24 protein-coding genes are annotated in these 18,060 nt (G+C 72.8%); 7 read left to right on the top strand and 17 right to left on the bottom strand.

The genetic code is table 11. The features are described 5' to 3' along the window. A partial coding sequence (locus VFO26_RS12205; protein ID WP_325115270.1) for a pyridoxal-phosphate dependent enzyme occupies positions 1–978 on the top strand: 978 nt, incomplete at its 5' end. Here VFO26_RS12205 and VFO26_RS12200 read toward each other — a convergent pair. Further along, positions 920–1,882, bottom strand: coding sequence for an EamA family transporter (locus VFO26_RS12200; protein WP_325115269.1), 963 nt, complete (start codon positions 1,880–1,882; stop codon positions 920–922). The two genes, VFO26_RS12205 and VFO26_RS12200, sit on opposite strands and share 59 nt — an antisense overlap. Positions 1,883–1,960: 78 nt before the next feature. Here VFO26_RS12200 and VFO26_RS12195 point away from each other — a divergent pair, with 78 nt between their 5' ends. Together VFO26_RS12195 and VFO26_RS12190 are read left to right on the top strand one after the other, a co-directional pair. After that, positions 1,961–2,191, top strand: coding sequence for a hypothetical protein (locus VFO26_RS12195; protein WP_325115268.1), 231 nt, complete (start codon positions 1,961–1,963; stop codon positions 2,189–2,191). A gap of 41 nt (positions 2,192–2,232) precedes the next feature. Beyond that, entirely contained in the window at positions 2,233–2,475 is a 243-nt protein-coding gene (locus tag VFO26_RS12190; RefSeq protein ID WP_325115267.1) for a hypothetical protein, read from the top strand. Here VFO26_RS12190 and VFO26_RS12185 read toward each other — a convergent pair. The 3 genes from VFO26_RS12185 to VFO26_RS12175 are packed head-to-tail and all read right to left on the bottom strand — an operon-like array spanning position 2,472 to position 5,140. Further along, positions 2,472–3,485, bottom strand: a complete 1,014-nt coding sequence (locus VFO26_RS12185; RefSeq protein WP_325115266.1) for a hypothetical protein — start codon at positions 3,483–3,485, stop codon at positions 2,472–2,474. The two genes, VFO26_RS12190 and VFO26_RS12185, sit on opposite strands and share 4 nt — an antisense overlap. 42 nt (positions 3,486–3,527) lie before the next feature. Then, a complete protein-coding gene (locus tag VFO26_RS12180) occupies positions 3,528–4,184 on the bottom strand; it encodes a hypothetical protein (RefSeq protein WP_325115265.1) in 657 nt (218 codons plus the stop codon). Further along, entirely contained in the window at positions 4,172–5,140 is a 969-nt protein-coding gene (locus VFO26_RS12175) for a ring-cleaving dioxygenase (protein WP_325115263.1), read from the bottom strand. The genes VFO26_RS12180 and VFO26_RS12175 overlap by 13 nt, the downstream gene beginning before the upstream one ends. A 65-nt stretch (positions 5,141–5,205) precedes the next feature. Here VFO26_RS12175 and VFO26_RS12170 point away from each other — a divergent pair, with 65 nt between their 5' ends. The 3 genes from VFO26_RS12170 (at position 5,206) to VFO26_RS12160 (ending at position 8,185) form a co-directional block, all read left to right on the top strand. After that, positions 5,206–5,667, top strand: a complete 462-nt coding sequence (locus tag VFO26_RS12170) for a MarR family winged helix-turn-helix transcriptional regulator (protein ID WP_325115262.1) — start codon at positions 5,206–5,208, stop codon at positions 5,665–5,667. 278 nt (positions 5,668–5,945) lie between these two features. Then, complete coding sequence (locus VFO26_RS12165) at positions 5,946–7,097, top strand: glycosyltransferase family 4 protein (protein ID WP_325115261.1); 1,152 nt, start codon at positions 5,946–5,948, stop codon at positions 7,095–7,097. Beyond that, a complete protein-coding gene (locus VFO26_RS12160; RefSeq protein WP_325115260.1) occupies positions 7,094–8,185 on the top strand; it encodes a lysylphosphatidylglycerol synthase transmembrane domain-containing protein in 1,092 nt (363 codons plus the stop codon). Before VFO26_RS12165 ends, VFO26_RS12160 begins: the two co-directional genes overlap by 4 nt. On the opposite strand, the gene VFO26_RS12155 is transcribed toward VFO26_RS12160, so the two are convergent. Next, positions 8,160–9,833, bottom strand: coding sequence for an MFS transporter (locus VFO26_RS12155; RefSeq protein WP_325115259.1), 1,674 nt, complete (start codon positions 9,831–9,833; stop codon positions 8,160–8,162). The two genes, VFO26_RS12160 and VFO26_RS12155, sit on opposite strands and share 26 nt — an antisense overlap. Positions 9,834–9,938: 105 nt before the next feature. On the opposite strand from VFO26_RS12155, the gene VFO26_RS12150 reads away from it, so the two are divergent. After that, positions 9,939–10,133: a hypothetical protein gene (locus VFO26_RS12150; protein WP_325115258.1), complete on the top strand. Its 195-nt coding sequence runs from the start codon at positions 9,939–9,941 to the stop codon at positions 10,131–10,133. A gap of 506 nt (positions 10,134–10,639) precedes the next feature. Here VFO26_RS12150 and VFO26_RS12145 read toward each other — a convergent pair. The 12 genes from VFO26_RS12145 to VFO26_RS12090 form a co-directional block, all read right to left on the bottom strand. Then, the gene (locus tag VFO26_RS12145) at positions 10,640–11,281 is read right to left on the bottom strand and encodes a GAF domain-containing protein (protein WP_325115256.1); all 642 of its coding nucleotides are present in this window, start codon (positions 11,279–11,281) and stop codon (positions 10,640–10,642) included. Continuing rightward, positions 11,278–12,093: a S8 family serine peptidase gene (locus tag VFO26_RS12140; protein ID WP_325115255.1), complete on the bottom strand. Its 816-nt coding sequence runs from the start codon at positions 12,091–12,093 to the stop codon at positions 11,278–11,280. The genes VFO26_RS12145 and VFO26_RS12140 overlap by 4 nt, the downstream gene beginning before the upstream one ends. Next, positions 12,090–12,668, bottom strand: a complete 579-nt coding sequence (locus tag VFO26_RS12135) for a cyclodeaminase/cyclohydrolase family protein (RefSeq protein WP_325115254.1) — start codon at positions 12,666–12,668, stop codon at positions 12,090–12,092. The genes VFO26_RS12140 and VFO26_RS12135 overlap by 4 nt, the downstream gene beginning before the upstream one ends. Continuing rightward, complete coding sequence (locus VFO26_RS12130) at positions 12,665–12,916, bottom strand: hypothetical protein (protein ID WP_325115253.1); 252 nt, start codon at positions 12,914–12,916, stop codon at positions 12,665–12,667. The genes VFO26_RS12135 and VFO26_RS12130 overlap by 4 nt, the downstream gene beginning before the upstream one ends. Then, positions 12,913–13,479, bottom strand: coding sequence for a sigma-70 family RNA polymerase sigma factor (locus tag VFO26_RS12125; protein ID WP_325115252.1), 567 nt, complete (start codon positions 13,477–13,479; stop codon positions 12,913–12,915). Before VFO26_RS12125 ends, VFO26_RS12130 begins: the two co-directional genes overlap by 4 nt. A gap of 14 nt (positions 13,480–13,493) precedes the next feature. Then, positions 13,494–13,904: a cyclic nucleotide-binding domain-containing protein gene (locus tag VFO26_RS12120; RefSeq protein WP_325115251.1), complete on the bottom strand. Its 411-nt coding sequence runs from the start codon at positions 13,902–13,904 to the stop codon at positions 13,494–13,496. A gap of 10 nt (positions 13,905–13,914) precedes the next feature. Continuing rightward, positions 13,915–14,142 (bottom strand): exodeoxyribonuclease VII small subunit, encoded by a 228-nt coding sequence (gene xseB, locus VFO26_RS12115; RefSeq protein ID WP_325115250.1) that lies wholly within the window; start codon positions 14,140–14,142, stop codon positions 13,915–13,917. Continuing rightward, on the bottom strand, positions 14,139–15,287 hold the full coding sequence (xseA, locus tag VFO26_RS12110; protein WP_325115249.1) for an exodeoxyribonuclease VII large subunit: 1,149 nt from the start codon (positions 15,285–15,287) through the stop codon (positions 14,139–14,141). The genes xseB and xseA overlap by 4 nt, the downstream gene beginning before the upstream one ends. Before the next feature lie 114 nt (positions 15,288–15,401). Then, the gene (locus tag VFO26_RS12105) at positions 15,402–15,596 is read right to left on the bottom strand and encodes a hypothetical protein (protein WP_325115248.1); all 195 of its coding nucleotides are present in this window, start codon (positions 15,594–15,596) and stop codon (positions 15,402–15,404) included. Between the two features lie 85 nt (positions 15,597–15,681). Beyond that, positions 15,682–16,596, bottom strand: coding sequence for a hypothetical protein (locus tag VFO26_RS12100; RefSeq protein ID WP_325115247.1), 915 nt, complete (start codon positions 16,594–16,596; stop codon positions 15,682–15,684). 20 nt (positions 16,597–16,616) lie between these two features. Next, positions 16,617–17,366, bottom strand: coding sequence for a hypothetical protein (locus VFO26_RS12095; protein WP_325115245.1), 750 nt, complete (start codon positions 17,364–17,366; stop codon positions 16,617–16,619). Then, a complete protein-coding gene (locus VFO26_RS12090; protein ID WP_325115243.1) occupies positions 17,356–18,051 on the bottom strand; it encodes a class I SAM-dependent methyltransferase in 696 nt (231 codons plus the stop codon). The genes VFO26_RS12095 and VFO26_RS12090 overlap by 11 nt, the downstream gene beginning before the upstream one ends. Positions 18,052–18,060: the final 9 nt, after the last annotated feature.

Raw genomic sequence — 18,060 nt, 5'->3', positions numbered from 1 at the left:
AAGCCCGACCAGTACTCGAACGCCTCGAACCCGCAGGCCCACTACGACACGACCGGGCCGGAGCTGTGGGAGCAGACCGGAGGCGAGGTCGACGCGGTCGTCGTCTCCGTCGGGACCGGGGGCTCGATCTCGGGGATCGGCCGCTACTTCAAGGAGCGTCGCCCGGAGATCCTGATCGTCGGCGCCGATCCGGAGGGATCGGTGTTCACGGCCGATCCCGAGCACCCTGTCCACCCGTACCTCGTCGAGGGGATCGGGAAGGACTCGTGGCCGGAAACGATGGATCAGTCCGTCGTGGACGACTGGGTACGCGTCTCCGACCGTGACTCGTTTCTCACCGCGCGGCGGCTCGCCCGCGAGGAGGGGCTTCTCGTCGGCGGCTCGTGCGGGTCGACCGCATGGGCGGGGCTCGAGGTCGCGCGGCGGCTCGGGCCCGGCTCGACCGTCCTCATGACGTTCCCGGACGGCGGCCGGTCGTACCTCTCGAAGTTCTACGACGACAACTGGATGATCCAGTACGGCTTCATGGAGCGCCGCGCCCCGGTGCCGACGGTGGCGGAGGTGATCCGCTCGAAGCACGGCGAGGAGGGCGCCGTCCCGGAGCTGGTCGTGGTGGATGCGCACAAGAAGGTCGGCACGGCGATCGACCTCATGCAGCGCTACGGGATCTCGCAGCTGCCCGTCGTCCGGCACGAGCCGGTGGACGACCTCACGGACATCGTCGGCTCGATCCAGGAGCGCAGCCTTCTGGACCGGGTGTTCCGCAACCCGGACGCACTGAACGACGACATCGCGGTGGCGATGCAACCGCCGCTCGCCGCGGTCGACTCCCACGCGTCGGTGGACGAGGTCTTCCAGGAGCTGACGGGGTCCGGCGGCGCCGTCGTCGTCGGCGCGGGCGGCAAGCCCGTCGCGATCCTCACGCGGTCTGATCTGCTCGAGTTTCTCGCGGCCCAGCGGACGCAGGTGGAGGCCTAGCCTCCTTCTCGGCGGCGGCGGCACGGCCCTCGTGCCGCGCGGTGACGGCGACGGCGCCGACGATCAGCGCGGCCCCGGCGAGCGCCGGGAGCCCGGGCCGCTCGTCGAGCACGAGGGCGCCGAGGGCGACCGCTACGAGCGGGTTCACGTACTGGTGCGTCACGACCTGCGAGATCGGCGCGTTACGGAGCAGCCAGACGTAGGTGCTGAAGCCGATGACCGAGCCGGCGATCGCGAGGTAGGCCCACGCCGCGACGGGTCCTGCCTGGAGGTCGGCCCGGTCGAGCTGGGCTCCCTCCCCGACGGCGAGCGCGGCGCCCACCAGCACGAGACCGCCGCCGAGCATCTCGTAGACGGTCGCGACGAACGGGTCGGACGGCAGAGAGAGCCTGCGAGAGACGAACGACCCCCGGGACCACGACACCGACGCCGCGAGCATCACGAGCAGGCCGACGGCGACCGAGCCGCCTCCGATCCCGTCGGGCCCGACGACGAGCGCGAGCCCGATCAGCCCCACCGCCGCGGCGAGCACCGTCGCCCGGGGCACATGCTCTCCCGCGAGGGCACGCCAGACGACGATCTGGAGCGGAACCGAGCCGGCGATCATCGCCGCGACGCCGGAGTCGATCCGTGTCTCGGCGACGTGCACGAGCCCCACGCCGAGTGCCAGCAGCACGACGCCCAGCCCGAGGGCGGACAGCCCTTCGCGGCGCTCGACGCGGAGCGACCGGCGCGCGAGCGCCAGGATCGCCGCCAGCACCGCAGCGGCGGCGAGGAACCGGGTGCCTGCGGTCAGGAGCGGAGGCAGCGTCCGGACGGCGAGCTTGATCCCGAGATACGTGGAGCCCCAGACGAGGTAGACGACCCAGAGCGCCACCCACAGCTCGAGCCTCCCGCGGCTCACGGTGAGCGCGACGCGCCGGGCCCTCGCCGCGTGAGATTTGTGGTGCGATCGCCGGTGATCATCTAGCCTCGTTCAACGATGGGGCTGCTCGAATCCATCCGGCGCCTCTTCGGCAGGGCCGAGGACGCGATGAACCACGCGGACTATGCGGCGCTCGATGCCGTTCACCACGCCGAGGACCGTCTCGACGACGCGACCGGCGGAAAGTTCTACGACGCGGTCGAGAAGGCGGACGCGGAGGCTGGGGAGCTGCTCGAGCGGCTCGGGCTCGACGAGGAGCCCGGCCAGGCCGAGGCTCCGCGCGGCTAGCCTGTTTGCCACCCGACAGCGCGAGGCGTATGGTCCCGCGCATGGGATTCCTCGACAAGCTGCTGGGTAGGACGAAGGACGCCGCCGGCGACGCGGCCGAGAAGGTCGAGCCGATGGTCGACAAGGCGCAGGACGGCGCCTCGCAGGCCTGGGACAAGGCCGGCGACAAGCTCGACGACGCCACGGACAAGGGCGAGGACACGGCCGGCGACGCGGCCGCCCAGGCGAAGGACACGGTGTCCGACACCGCCTCGACGTCCGACTCCGGCCCCTCCGCCGCCTAGCGACGCCGCCCTGCTCGGCTCACGAACGAGGCCGCGTGGCCCCGCTCGTTGGCCTGCGCGAGCCCGTCTTCGTCGAGGGCGCCGATGCGCTCGAGCAGCCCGAACTCGTCGCGGAGGTGCGTCTGCATCATCTCCGGGCCGTCCGTCGCGATCGTGAACGGCACCCGGTGCTCCACGAAGCGGTGGATCGTCTCGCGGACATCTCCCTCGCCTCCGAGCGCCTTCGTGAGAAGGTTCGAGGTCGGGCAGATCTCCAGCGTCACGTTCGCCTCGCGGATCAGCGTCATCAGTGCCGGGTCGCGAGCGGCGAGGATCCCGTGTCCGATCCGGTCGGGCCGGAGCGCCTCGACGACCTCGCCGATCTCCTCGGCCCCCGTCTCACCCTCCTCGCCCACGTGGATCGTGATCCCGAGCCCCGCGTCGCGCGCCGTCTCGATCATCGGGGAGACCTGCGTGTAGTCGTAGCGAACGCCCCCGGGCCGTGGGCCGGCGATGTCGACGCCGACCACGCCGCGGCTCGCCCAGCGGATCGCCTTGTCGACGATGATCTCGTTCTGGCGTGCGTCGAAAGTCCGGTCCATCATCAGGATCAGCCCCGCGCGCACCTGCGGGTACTCGAGCCTCGCGATGTCGAGCCCGCGGATCGCGGCGAGGATGATGTGATCGAGGTCGCGCTCACCGCCGCGGTTGCGCTTCATCGGGTTGAAGCGGAGCTCGAGCGTCGTGATGCCCTGCGACCGGTACGCGCCGCCGATCGCCGCGTGGACGGACCGCTCGACGGCGAGCGGCGAGGACTGGATCAGCTCCGTCCAGTGGTAGATCGCATCCAGCTCGTCGAGGTTCTCGACGCCGCGCGGGTCGGAGACCGTGACGAGGGCGTCGAACGCCCAGTAGTCCTTGACCGGCAGCGAGATGCCCTGCTCGTGGGCGAGGCTCCACATGATGTCCGACGCCACCGACCCGCCGAGATGGGTGTGGAGCTCGGCGAGCCCGACGTCGGCGAGGAGCATGCGCGCGAGTCTACGCGCGGCTGTGACGCTCGCCTCGCGCCTTCAGGCAGTTGTCGTCGCCTTCCGGACGAGCTCGCGCAGCGGCTCGATCCAGGCCGGGTCGACCATGTGCGGGACGGCCGTCTCCAGCCGAAGCACGTCGGCGCCCGCCGCCGAGAGCACCTCGGCGGCCTCGCGCCCGAACTCGGCCGGGATGACGGGGTCGAGCGACCCGTGCACGATCCCGACCGGCAGGCCGGCGAGGCGCTCGGGCGAGAGGGGCCAGCCCTCGACCCGCGGCAGGAAGCCGGACATCGCGACGACGGCCGCGGGCCGGGCGCGACCGGGCCCGAGGCTCATCGCCCAGCTCATGACGGCCCCCTGCGAGAACCCGCCCAGGACGACCTTCTCCAGCGGCAGCTCGAGGGCGTCGAGAAAGGCCTCGAGCCGCGGTGCGGTGTCGTGGAACGTGGCGGGATCGGGCGTCGGGATCCCGCCCAGCGCGTACCAGTGCCTGCCCCCGGGAGGGAGGTGGAGCGGGCCGCCCGGCGTGACGCCGAGCAGCCGCCTCTCCGGGTCGAGCAGGTCGAGCAGCGGAAAGAGGTCGTGCTCGTCCGCCCCGCGGCCGTGGAGGAGGACGAGCGCCCCTGCAGCCTCATCGGCAGATTCGCGTCGGAGCGCCACCAGGGGCGCTACCCGGGTGCCCGTCACCTCGCCCATGCCGCCCGCGGATCCTGCAGGGGCGTCAGCACAGGCTCGATCTGCGAGCGCAGATGCTCGAACGCGGGGGGCAGGATGAGCGACTCGCCGAGGTGCTCGGGATCCTCGTCGATCGCGAAGCCGGGCCCGAGCGTCGCGAGCTCGAAGAGCACGCCGCTCGGCTCCCGGAAGTAGACGGACCGGAACCAGAAGCGGTCGATCACGGGTGTCGGCCGCAGGCCGGCCCCGGCCACGCGGCGCTGCCACGCCTCGTGCTCGTCCATGGTCGACGCCCAGGCGACGTGGTGGACGGTTCCGGCGCCCGGCACGCCGGCGGCCGCGGGCGGCGGGTCGTACCCGTACAGGCCGCCGCGGGCGGCGCCACGTACCTCCCAGTCCGCGCCTCCCCCCGGCGTGAAGCCGAGCACCTCCTCGAGGAGGCGTCGACTCCGCTCCGGATCCGCGCTGAACGCGCGTACGCCGTCGAACCCGCGCAGCGCGACGTCGGTCGGGATCTCCGGATGGAGGGCGACGAGCGGCTCGTCGGGCACGCGCGACACGGCCAGCTCCAGGCCGAGGCCCTCCGGATCCTCGAGGCGCAGGCGCCCGGGCTCCCGTCGCACGGCGATTCCTTCACCGGTGAGACGCTCCTCCCAGAAGTCAAGCGCATCCTCCGATGCGACCCGGAAGGCGACGGAGTGCACCATCCCCGCCCCCGCGCGTCCTCCGCGGGCGCCGGGGTACTCGAAGAAGGTGATGTCCGCTCCGGCGCTCCCCTGCTCGTCGGCGTAGAAGAGGTGGTAGACCGTCGGGTCATCCTGGTTGACCGTCTTCTTGACGAGCCTCAGCCCGAGGATCCGTGTGTAGAAGTCGACGTTCCCGGGCGCGTCGCCGGTGATGCACGTCACGTGATGGATCCCTTCGAGCTGCATCGTCGTGTCCGCCTCCGGACGCTCCGTAGCTTGTTTGTCCTGCATCGATGGTGTCATACCCTTGCTCCTCTCCAGCAGGTATCCTTGCGAACACAACTAAATTATCGCACATGCAAGAATCTTCGACCACACGCCTCTCCCCGCTCGAGCTCTCCGCCTGGGCGGGCTTTCTTCGGGCCCACTCGGCTCTCGTCCGCGAGCTCGACCGCGAGCTCGAGACCACGCACGGGCTGCCGTTGACGCAGTACGAGGTGCTCCTGCGTCTCGACGCGGCCCCCGAGAAGAGGCTCCGGATGAGTGAGCTGGCCCGTTCGGTGCTTCTGAGCCAGAGCGGCGTCACCCGGCTCGTCGACCGCCTCGAGCGGCAGGAACTGGTCGTCCGCGAGCCTTGTGCCGAGGACCGACGCGTCCTCTATGCGCGCATCACGGGCGAGGGCCGGCGGCGGCTCGCCCGGGCCAGGCCCACCCACCTGGCCGGAGTGCGCGCGCTGTTCCTGCAGCACTTCGACGAAGACGAGCTCCGCTCCCTTGCAGCCGCCTGGGAGCGGCTCCAGCCAGCCGCCAGCGCCTGAGCCTGCGGATTCGGCCGCCCGAGTCCTCGGCCGGACCGTGACCCCGTCGCGGCCGGAGGCCGGCCTCGCCGGCGGGAAGGCCACAGACCGTGGCGGCGGTGGCCCGTGGGGGGAACCATGAGCTCCCCCACGTCTCATCCGTGGCGGGACCGTCACGTGTCGCGGCCGAAGGGCGATTCATTCGCCCGAGAGGCCAGTCGGACCGTGGCGGGCGCGGGCGCGAAAGGAGGGGGTGCGTGGGGGAACCATGGGTTCCCCACGTCTAATAGGCTCCCGGAGTGAAGATCGGCATCGTCGTGCCGTTCTCCTGGTCGTTCTGGGGGGCGGTGGTCGAGCACGCAGAGCTTCAGGCGGCCGCTCTCGAGGCTCGGGGACACGAGGTTCGCCTCGTGATGGGCAACGACCCGCCGGGGCAGTTCACGCGCGCCCTCCATCCGCGCGTGGGTCGCCACGGGAGCCCGCCCGACAACGTGATCCCGGTGGGCCGGTCGGTGATCGTGCCCGCGAACGGCTCGCTTCCCAACATCGTCCTCAGCCCGCGGTCGTTCTTCCGGGTCAGGCGCGTGCTCGAGCGGGAGCAGTTCGACGTCCTTCACCTCCACGAGCCGATGACGCCCGCGATCTGCGTCGCCGTGCTCGCGCTGGCGCGGACGCCGATGGTCGCGACCCACCACGCCTCCGGCGATCTCGGCTGGATGCGCCTCGGCATGCCCGGCTGGGGGTTCCTGATGGATCGCATCGATCAGCGGATCGCGGTCTCGGAGCGGGCGCGGGACTCGGCCGACCGCTGGTTGGGAGGGCCGTGGGAGGTCGTCCCCAACGGCGTCCTGATCCCCGAACGGGCGGATCCGGCCGATCGCGAGCACACCGTCGTCTTCGCCGGCCGCCACGAGCCGCGCAAAGGGCTCCACGTCCTCCTGCGCGCCTGGCCGGAGCTCCACCGCCGCACCGGAGCCCGCCTCGTCATCGCCGGTGCCGACCCGCTCGCCGTGCGGCTGCTGCTCACCAGGCTCGGCGTCTCCGACGACGGGATCGAGGTCGTCGGCTTCCTCTCCCAGGACGCGCTCACGGACCTCCTCGAGTCCACCAAGGCGCTGCTTGCCCCGTCGCTCGGCGGCGAGAGCTTCGGGATGGTGCTGACACGTGCCTTCGCGTGCGCGACCCCGGCCGTCGCGTCGGACATCGAGGGATACAGGGAAGTGGTGACCCCCGAGACCGCCGTCACCGTCCCGCCCGGCGACGTGCCCGCCCTCGTCAGCGCCGTCGAGGGCCTCCTGGCCGACGAGCCCCGGCGCGCGGCGATGGGCGCGGCCGCGCGACGGCGCGCGGAGGAGCACTACTCCTGGGCGGACATCGCGAGAAGGCTCGAGGGCATCTACGAGCGCGTACTCGCACGCACGCCCGCCCCCGTCGAAGAGGTCGCTGCGTGACCCGGCTCGGCGCGCTCGTCCGGAACCCATGGGCGGGCGGGATCTTCGTCCTCGCGTCGCTCGTGCTCGCGATCCTCGCGCTCTGGTGGCGCGGGCCGGACTGGCACACCGTCTACCACGCGTTCGACTTCGTCAGCTGGCGCTGGGTCGTGGTCGGCGTCCTGCTCAACCTCCTCTCCGTCCTGTTCAGGACGTGGTCCTGGAGTCTCACGATCGACCAGGCGATGTCGCCTCCGCTTCCGCGGTTCCGCCAGGTGCTCTCTGCGTTCGGGGTCGGCCTGCTCGGCAACGCCGTGCTTCCGGCGCGGGCGGGCGAGCTCGCCCGGGTGGCCGTGCTGCGTCGTCACCTCCCGCACGGCAAGGGGACGAGCGCGACGCTGCTCGGGACGGTGTTCGCCCATCGCCTGTTCGACCTCTTCCCGATCGCTCTGCTCGTCGCCTACGTCGCCGCGACCGCGAAGCTGCCGCACTGGGCGGTCACCGGCGTCGTGATCGTCGGCCTCGTCGGGCTCGGCCTGCTCGCGCTGGCCGTGCTCTCGGCGCGCCGCGCGCACGGGGTCGCGCCGCACGGCCAGCGCACCGTGCGGCGCCTCCTCGCGATGGCGCGCCAGGGGCTCGCGGTGCTGCGCGCGCCCGGGGCGGCGTTCGCGGCGATCTGCTGCCAGATCGTGGGGTGGACGCTGCAGCTCCTCGCGGTCTGGGTCGTTACCAAGGCGTTCGACCTCGACGTCCCGCTCCCCGCTGCGGCTCTCGTGCTCGTGCTGATGAACATCGCGACCGTCTTCCCTCTCTGGCCCGGGAACGTCGGGCTGCTCCAGGCGGCGGTCGCCCTGCCTCTGGTGCAATACGGCGTGCCCTACGGGACCGGCTTCGCCTTCGGCCTCGTCCTCCAGGCGATCGAGATGTCGGTCGGTGTCGGCGTCGGCCTCGTGATGCTCGCGCGGGAGGGCCTCTCGCTGGCCGCACTGCAGCGGATGGAGGACGAGGAAGAGACGTCCGCAGAGGACGCCATCGACGAGCTCGCGGACGAGGAGCCCCTGCTCGAGGCGGAACGCGCCTTCGTCACACAGGGGCGGTCCCGGCGCTGAGCGCGCCGAGTCGCGCTGCGATCACGGTGTCGGCGGCGGCCTCGCTCGGTGCGTGGCCCGTCACCGCCGCGACGAACGGCTCACGCTCGAGGGTCACGAGCTCCACGTCCGTCACGGCCGTCGCGGTGGCGGTTCGCGGCACGTCCCGCAGCAGCGCGATCTCCCCGAACGATTCGCCGGGACCGAAGCGCCCGCCGAGAATCTCCACCTCGCCGGACTGCACGACGTAGAAGCGATCTCCGGGGTCACCCTCGCGCACGATCGTCGCACCGGCGGGGAACGCGGCGGGCGCCGCGTCGCGGGCGAGCCTCTCCACGACCAGTTCCGGCAGAGCGGCGAGGATCGGTACCCCCCGGAGGAGGCGCGTGGGCTCGGGCGCGGCCGTCGTGCGGTCGAGCTCGCGCAGGCGCGGCCGCGTCAGGAGCGCGAGTGCCGGCAGCAGCGCGCCGGTCGCGATGAGCGCGGCCTCGGGGCCGACGAGCCCGATCAGAGCGGGGGCGGCGAGCGCGCCGAGCCCGAGCGTGGCGAGCAGCAGGCCGTCGAGCGCGCCCAGCGCGCGGCCGAGCACCGCGTCCGGGACAGCCCGCTGCATGATCGTGAGAGCATTCACGTCGACGATCGAGTTGCCGATCCCGAGCACCGCGAGCCCGGCGACCGCGATCACGGAGATGGGCACGCCGCCGACCAGGGCGAGCGGCAGCCCGAACAGCGCGAGCCCGATCCCGAAGTCGCGCGCAAGCCGACCGGCCGGCGACAGTACGAGTGCGACGAAGCCGCCGATCAGGCCGCCGACCCCGACGGCTGCGTAGAGGAGGCCGACACCCGCCTCGTCGAGCTCGAGCAGCTCGAACGACGTGACCACGACGAGCACGTTGAGGGCTCCTGCGACAAGCGTCTGGGCGCCGTAGAGCCCGACGAGCGTGCGCAGCGTCGGCTCGCGGACGATCGTGGCGATGCCCGCCATCACCCCCCCGTCCTCGGCCTTCGCGGCGGCAGCGCGGGCGGGAGCCTCGCGCGGCTCTTCGAAGCGTCGCAAGCCGAGCACGAGGAGCGCCGACCAGAGGAACGTCGCCGCGTTCGCTGCGAACACGACCTCCGCATTGCTCACGGCGAGCAGGAGGCCTCCCAGCGCCGGCCCCAGGAAAGTCCCGATGCTCTCGAGGGTGCTCGAGGCGACGTTGGCCGCGGTCAGCTCGGTGGGGGTGCGCACCAGCGCGGGGAGCAGGGCCGACTGGGCCGGTCTGAACACCGTCCCTGCGACGGTCGAGAGGGCCACGAGCGCGTAGACCAGGTACGCCGGCCCGTCCGCGGCAATCGTGGCCGCGGCGCCCAGCATGAGCGCGCACCGGGTGAGATCGCTCACGACCATCACGCCCACCCGCTGGAACCTGTCGACGAGCGCCGCGGTGAAGGGCGCGGCGACCGCGGCCGGGATCAGCCGGATCAGCCCGACGAGGCCGACGGCGGCCGCTCCGCCCTGGTCGTACGCGTAGACGCCCAGGGCGACCAGATAGGCCCAGCCGCCCAGGATCGAGCCGACCCAGGCCAGCTGGAGCCGGCGCAGGGGCGGGCTCGCGAGCACCTCGCTCAGCGCACGCAGCGCCGCTTTCGACCGCCCCCCGGGCTCGGATGCCGACGATCCGCTCACGACCGTTTGCGCACCACACCAGAAATGGGGGAAGATTTCACCCTGCCCGTTCGTCGGGTGGATGAGATGCCCAAGCCCGGGCATCCAGTCGAAAGGAGCCCCACGGTGTCGGACGAGCGCGAGAAGATCCAGATCGAGGAGCCCGAGCGGGTAGCCGAGGAGGAGGACGAGGACTTCGAGGCGCACCGGCTGCAGGTCGAGCGGGTGGACAACGACGGCACGGTCGACGTGGGACGCGTCGACGCGGGCCGGGTGGACGGCGACGGCAAGGTCGACGTCGGCCGGGTCGACGCGGGCTGAACGAATTTCCGGTCGACCGGCTCTCCCGCGGGGGGCCGGCCACGGCTGGCGGCACGAGCGGCACGCTCGATCTATTCGCGAGCAGGAATCCGCGCAAGCGGATTCCTGCCGCTCGATCTTGGTTCGCGAGCTGGAATCCGCCGAGCGGGTTCCAGCCGCTCGGAACTTGGTTCGCGAGCTGGAATCCGCCGAGCGGATTCCAGCCGCTCGGATCCCCGCCTGCGGCGGGGCAGATCCCTGAAGGCGTCCCCTTTCGGGGCCGCAACTGCCGCTTTCTTCTTCGCGAGGGGGAATCCGCTCGGATCCCCGCCTGCGGCGGGGCAGATCCCTGAAGGCGTCCCCTTTTCGGGGCCGCAACTGCCGCTTTCGCGTTCGCGAGCGGGATCCGTCGAGCGGATCCCCTCCTGGGGCGGGGCAGATCCCTGAAGGCGTCCCCTTTTCGGGCGGCAACTGCCGCTTTCCGTCCGCGGGCAGAAATGCGACGCGGGGTTCCGCGAGCGCGTCGACTACCTGCGGGCCGAGAGGACGCGCTCCAGTGCTTCGAGCAGGCTTCGGCCGGCGTCGTCGTCGGCGTCCTCGAGGAGGGACGCGACCCGGGCGACCAGCACGGCGCTGCCGTCGCCGCCGAGCGCCGACCGCGCGAGCCGCGCGCGGCGGAGGAGGTCGAGGCCGATGGCGGCCTGGGAGGAGAAGCGGGAGAGCAGCTCGAGCTCCGCGAGCCCGAAGGGTCGGTCGGGCGCGCGGTCCAGGACCGAGAGGACGCCCAGCGCGCGCTCCTCGTGGAGCAGGGGAGACGCGACGATGCTGTTGGGGACGTACCCGGTCGACTCCGCGCGGTCGCGCGAGAAACGCGGATCCGCCTCGAGGTCGTCGACCACGAGCGGCTGGCGCGTGACGAGCGCGAACCCCGCGATCCCGGTGCTGGAAGGGAATCGCGAGCCGATCAGCGTTCCCTGGCCCTCGCCGGCCACCGCCTCGAAGACGAGCTCGTCGGCCTCCTCGTCGAGCAGGAAGACGGACGCGGCTCTGGCCCCGAAGATCGTCCGCGCGACGTCGACGATCGACTGCAGGAGCTCGCGGAACGTCTCCTCGTCGCCGCCGAGCAGTCCCGTGGCGGCCGCGCTCCGGGCGTCGAGCTCGTCGGTCATGCATGTCCCTCCGTGTTCGTCGCGGTCAGGTGCAGGACGCTCTTGAGCTGGTACGGCGTCAGCTCCGGGTGCTTCGCGAGCACGAGCGCCGCCACACCCGCGATGTGCGGGGCGGCGAAGCTGTTCCCCGTGCAGCGGAGCGTCGCGCCGCCGAGCCACGCGACCTCGACGTCGACGCCGCGTGCGAACAGCTCGACCGGCGGGGTGGGGTTCGCATACCAGGCGAGCGGGTCGGGCTCCTCGTGACTCCCGACGGAGATGACCGACGAGAAGCGCCACGGGTAGCTGTCAACCGGAAGGTTGTGGGCCGAGGCGACGAGGATCGTCCGGTTGAAGTAGGCGAGGTCGGCGAGCTCGTGGAGCTCCTCGGCGAAGCGGCGCTTCGTGGTGGAGAGGCTGAGGCTGATCACCCGGTGACCGGCCTCGATCGCGTGCCGGAGGCCCGCGAGGATGAGATCCGCCGCACCCGTCGAGCCGGCACCCAGGACGCGGACGCTGTGGAGCCTGCAGTCGGGCGCGATGGAGCGGATGATCCCCGCGCAGGCGGTGCCGTGGCCGCAGACGTCGCCGACCTCGTCGTCCACGATGGTGAGGTCGTCGCCCTCCCGCACCACGGCCCGCGCGCTCGTGAGAGCGCCGACCAGCGGATGCCCCTGCTCGACGCCGCTGTCGACGACGCAGACGTCGACGGCCCCTCCGGAGCCTGCGAGCGCCCACTCGCGCGTGACTGCCGCCCGCCAGGCCGCGTCGGCCTCGACCGGCGGCACGTCGCCCGGCGGCAGGCTCCAGGCCGGGACCGGCCGCGCGCTCATGTCGTGGCGAGCGCGACCTCGCGCGCCGCGGAGGCAGCCTGTGCCGCCATCTCCGCGCGGGTCGTGAGCGCGTCGTCCGGCCGTGTCGAGAGGTTGACGTGGACGAGGCGCGCCGCGGCGACGCTGGCTGCCTCGGCCAGTGCGGCCGCCGCCCAGGCATCACCGCGGACCGAGTCGTGGCCGTCGCGCGCCGCGAGCGCGGCGAGCGCGGCGACGTCGGCTGCCGTCTCCGCGATCTGGAGCGGTATCTCGGCCGCCCGGCGCAGGGCCCTGCCCAGGGATGCGTCGCGCTCGGGGGTGCGGAGCTGCTCCACCGCGCGGGCGTACGCGCGGTGGTCGTCGTCGGCCAGCACGAGCGAGCGGTCGCCCAGCGCGGCGGCCTGGGCGGCGATCCCCGGCGCCTCCTCCCACTCATGGGAGACACGCGCGACCAGGCGGACGAGCCCCGAGGCCATCGTCGTCGCGAGCGCGGCCGCGGACCCACCCGCCGGGCCGGGCCCCGACTCGGCCAGGACGTCGTGCAGGCGCCCGACCGGAACGGCGGCGACCGAGAACCCCGTGGTCGAGAGGCTCACGACTCGAGGCGGCGGCGCAGGTGGGCGACGACGACGGGGCTCGGCTCGACGCCCTCGGCGCGGAGCATCGCCTCGAGGTCGGCGGCGACGAGCTCCCGGAAGTGCTCGTCCCGCTCGATCCGCTCGAGGATGGTCTCGAGCTCGCGGCGCGCCGCAGGCAGCTGCTTCGCAGCCTCCACCCACCCCATCGGGGGCTCGGGCAGCGCACGCAGGAGCTCGGCGATCCGTTCCTCGGGCGTCATCGTCATGTTCCCACCTGTCCACCCGACGCGGTGGACTCGGTTTTTCTTCCCGCGGGCTCGAGCACCTCGCGCAACCGCGTGAGGCAGCGGGCGATCCTGCTCGCGATCGTCCCGGCCGGCAGCTCGAGCTCGGCCCCGATCGTGCGGTAGCTCTCGTCACGGCAGAAGAACCGGTCGAGGATCTCGTGGCAGTCGGGGGAGAGCCGGGCGAGCGCCGAGTGCACGGTCAGCGCCTCGTCGAGCCGGTCGAGGCCCTCGTCGGCCTCGTCGGGCACGGTGCCGACCGCGAGCTCGCGCCCCGAGCGTCGGAGCGCGTCGACCGCGCAGTTCCGCGCGGTCTGGGCGATCCACGGGCGCAGCGCGCGGCTGTCGCGCAGCGTCTCGAGCCGTTCGAACACGCGGGCAAAGACCTCCTGGAACGCGTCCTCGGCGTCCTCCGGGTCGAGCCGGTAGACACGCACGAGGATCGCGTGCACGTACCGTGCATAGCGGTCGACGAGCATCCCCCAGGCGCCCTGGTCGCCCTCGCGGCAGCGGGCGACGAGCTCGGCGTCCGACGCGGCGTCCACCGCGGCCCCGTCGCCTACCTGTGCTCGGCGGCGCGGAGCCGCTCCGCGAGCAGCTCGAGGAGCTTCCACGTCACGGACGGCCGGGACTCGGCGAAGCTGCGGAAGCTCCAGACCGGCAGTGCGAACGCCCGGAGCCGGGACGTCGCCGTGACCGTGGCCGAGCGCGCGGACTTGTCCACGAGCGCGATCTCGCCGAAGGAGGCACCCGGCCCGAGCGTGCCGACCTGCGCGCCTCCCACCGTGACGTCAGCTGTGCCGCTGTCGACGACGAAGAAGTTGAGGCCACCCTCGCCTTCCGTGGCGATCTCCTGGCCTGCCTCGAACTCCCGCTCGATGAAGTCGGTCGCGAGCTGCGCCACGGACGCGTCATCGAGCTCGGCGAAGATCGGAATGCTGCGTATCAGGTCGGAGCTGGGCTGTGCCATGGCGGCGACCTTACCCGTCCCGCGGGGCGCTGTCATCCCCGGGCGCGGCGCCCCCGAGCCGCAGCTCCTCGATGCGCAGCTCGGCGCGTTCCAGGCGGTCGACGCAGGCACGGTAGAGCTCCTCGCCGCGCTGCCAGAGCGCGAGCGCCTCGTCGAGGGCGACGTCGCCGCGCTCGAGGCGTGCGACGAGCTCGTCGAGCTCGCGCTGGAGCTCCTCGAACGACCGTTCGGCGCTCACGGAGTGACCTCCTCGACCCGCGCACCGAGCGCACCGCGGGCGAGCTCGACCTCGAGGCGGCCGCCAACGGAGACGGCGCCCGCGTCCCGAACCACGGCACCTCCGCCGGCCCGCACGATCGCATAGCCACGCTCGAGCGTCGCCCGCGGCGAGAGCGCCTGCAGCCGCACGCCCGTCCTGTCGAGGGCAGCGCGTCGTCGCTCGAGCAGGAGGCGTGGAGCCGAGGAAAGGCGCGCGCGGCTCTGCTCGGCTCGCATGCGGTCTCGCTCGAGCACCCGCGACGACCCCGCATCGAGCCGCCGGCGCACCTGCACGAGCGACGAGCGGAGCTCGTCGAGGTCGGGGACGACGAGCCGAGCTGCTGCAGTCGGGGTGGGCGCGCGGACGTCGGCCGCGAGGTCGCACAGCGGCTCGTCCTGCTCGTGGCCGACGGCCGACACAACCGGAACGGAGCATGCGGCGACCGCCCGGACGACGCGCTCGTCGCTGAAGGGGAGCAGGTCCTCGAAGCTGCCACCACCGCGCGCGAGGATGACGACGTCGACGCCGTCGCAGGCCGAGAGCCGGGCGAGGGAGCCGACGATCGCCTGGGGCGCTGCGGGCCCCTGGACGCGTGTCTCCGCGACGACGAGGCGAACCGCGGGGTACCTCGTCGTGATCGCCGCCACGATGTCCCCTCTCGCGGCGGCGTCGACACCCGTGAGGAGACCGACCCCTCTCGGGAAGCGCGGGAGCCTGCGCTTGCGCTCCGGTGCGAAGAGCCCCTCGTCCGCGAGCGTCCGCCGCAGGCGCCCCAGGGCAGCGGCATGGTCGCCTGCCCCGACCCGCTCGAGCACCGCGATCCGGAAGCTCAGGTCACCCCGGGCCTCGTAGAGCTGGAGCGCCCCGTTCGCCTGGACGCGCTCTCCTTCGCACGGCGCGGGCTCGAGCAGGTCGAATCGCCGGCGCGGCATCGTCGCGGGTAGGCACGCTCCGGTCTCTGCGTCCTTGAGCGTGAGGAAGACATTCGCCCATGCCGGGTTGCGCCGCAGCTCGCTGACCTCGCCCTCGACCCACACGTCGCGGACGCGCGCGAGGTACGTCGCGAGCCGCCGGTTGAACGCGGCGACGCCGTACACCTTCCGCTCGGCCCCCGTCCGCTCCATGGAGCGGAGGGTATGCCCACGGGGTCTGTCCCCGCAGGGGACTGACCCGGCGAGCCACCGGGGCAGGAGAAGCCTCACGGGGGACAGGCCCTCCGGGGCCAGTCCCCGAGCGGACTAGAGCAGGATCTCCGCGGCGGTCACAGGGTTACAGCCCTCGTCGACGAGCTGGACGCACGTGTGGAGATCCGCCTCGCTCGCCGCGAGCCGCTCGGCGAGCGGCAACGGGAACCCGGCCATGATCAGCACGTGCAGACGCCAGCTCTCGACCTTGGACTGCTCGTCCTCGCGCCACACGGGTGTCTCGGTCATCTCGGCCATGGTGCACGGTGTTTCGTGCTGCCTTTGACGATCCCTGCACCCGGAAAGTTGGCGCGACCTGCTCGGGCGACCGTGGTCAGCGGGCGTCGAGGCGCTGCGCGACCTCGTCGCGCACGAGCAGCTCGACCGCCCGGTCGAGCTCGCGCTTGAGCCGTGTCGCGGCCTCCTCGCGCGCCTCGCGGAGGCGCTCGTCGAGGGCGAGCATGGCGATCTGCGCGTGCCGTTCGGCCTCGCGCTCGGTGACCCGCTCGAGCCGCTCCGTCTGGCGGCGCTCCCATTCCACGAGCACGACGTCGAGCCGAGCGCGGACGTCGGTCTCGGCCCGCTCGATCGACTCCGCGACGGCGGCCTCCCGCGCGCGCAGGCGCTCGGTGATCTCGTCGATCGAGCGGCGTCGCTCCAGCGTGTGTGCCTCGAGCTCGTCGAGCGCCTCGGTGACCGCCTGTCCGGCAACTCGCTCGAGCTCCTCACGCAGGCGGACGACGGTCTTGCGCTGCTCGTCCGCCGTCGACCCGAGCTCGGCGGACTCGGCCTCGAGCCTGGCCTCCACCTCGGCGATCGCGGTGCGGTATCGCTGCCCGAGGTTCGTCAGCTGGGCCTCGAGGTGGCGCTGCGCCCGGTCGAGGTCCTCGGAGAAGGCATGGAGGCGGTCCTCGAGCCGGCGCTCGGTGCGTGAGAGCTCCTCGGCGAGCGCCTCGCTCGTGTGCCTCTCCCGCTCGGCGAACGCCGCCCGGCGCTCCTCGCCGAGCCGGCGCTCCTCCGCGGCGAGGACGGAGGCGGTCTCTGCGCGCTCGCGCGCGATCACGCGCCTGACCTCCTCCGCATGAGCGGCGGTCTCCGCCCCGACCGCCTCGCGCACCGCCTGTCGCGCCTCTGCGACGAGCTCCGAGGTGGCGACCGCCGAGGCGCGCGCCTTCCGGAGCGCGACCCACAGCGCGACGACGAGGATGGCCGCTGCGACCAGGAGGGCGGCGAGGATCCAGACGGCCACGCCACCAGGGTAGAGCGCGGCTACCGAATCCGCACCGCGACGAGCGTCGCGGCGACGAGGATCGACGACACCGTGAGCAGACGGAGCGCCGCCTCGTACGGCTCGACCAGCTTCTCGCGCGTCAACGTCTCACGCTCACCGTCCACGCCGACGAGATGGCCTTCGACCCCCGCCGTGTCGCGGCGCAGACCGCGCACCGTCCGCGAGAGCCGTCGCTGCGCGAGCGAGAGAGCCGTCGCCCACGCCGCTGCGAGGAGCGCCTCGACGCGAAGCGCCCCAGTCTGCGCCACGAACGCCGTGAGGAGCGGGAACGCCCCCCACGAAAGCGCGAAGCCGAGGTCGGTGTGCGCCCTCCCCCCGAGGAGCTCGAGGTTGTAGACCGGCACGAGCACGACGCCCACGGCGACGAGCGGGAGGATCCAGAGGGTGCGCTCGAGCGCCACGGCGACGCCGATCGCCGACGCGGCCGCGACGGAGGCGACGGCGAGGGCGACGAGGGCCGCCGAGGGGATCTCCGTCCGGAGGGGTCGTCCGTCGAGCTCGTCGAGAGCATGCGCGCCGACCCCCATCGCCAGGGCGAACGCGAGCACCGTCAGGCCCAGCGTCCACCAGTCGACCTCGGCCGCCAGGCACCCGCCGACGACGACGTAGGAGAGGTGCCAGGCGGTGTACGGCAGGTGCAGCAGCGTGACGTAGTCGCGCCAGCCGCCCGGCCGCAGCGCGTAGAACGCCGGGCGCGATGTCGGGATCGACCTGTCGCTAGCGCGCATCGCGCCGCCCCCAGACGACGAGGCCGCCGCCGAGGCTCGGGCGGCGCACCCGAACGTACTCGATCCCCGCCGCTCGCCAGAGAGCGACCAGCTGCGGCTCCGGGAGCGCGGCGTGGAACCGCCGGATCGAGGGGCCGAGGAACCGGCCGACCTCGTGCCAGCCCGGGGAGAGGAGCCTGCCGGCGAGCGGAAGGCCGACGCCGACCCACAGGTCCCACGGCGGCCGCCAGACACCGCGCGGCAGGCCGAACTCGAGCATCGCGACGGTTCCGCCGGGCCGAACGACCCGGGCGAGCTCACGGAGGGTGGCGGCCGGGTCGTCGACGTAGCGGAGGAGATACGTGAACGTGAGGTGGTCGAACGACCGGTCGGCGAACGGAAGCTCGTCGGCGGACGCCTCGACGAGCTCCAACCGGTCGCCGAAGCGCTGACGCGCGAGAGCCAGCATCTCGGGGCTCTGGTCGACGCCCGTGACCCGGAATCCTCGCTCGACGAGCGCCTTCGCGACGAGACCGGTGCCCGTGGCCACGTCCAGGACCTCGCCGCCGTCGTGCGGCAGCCGCGAGACGAGGAGCCTCCGCCAGCGCGGATCCTGCCCGAACGAGAGCGCGGCGCCGACGCGGTCGTAGGTCGGGCCGAGCGGCGCGAACAGCGCCCGGGCGTGGCGGCGTCGCTCGGAGATCATCCGGTTCTA

The organism is Gaiella sp. (assembly GCF_035710885.1).
Lineage (GTDB): Bacteria > Actinomycetota > Thermoleophilia > Gaiellales > Gaiellaceae > Gaiella.
This window is presented reverse-complemented; position numbering and strand designations above follow the sequence as displayed.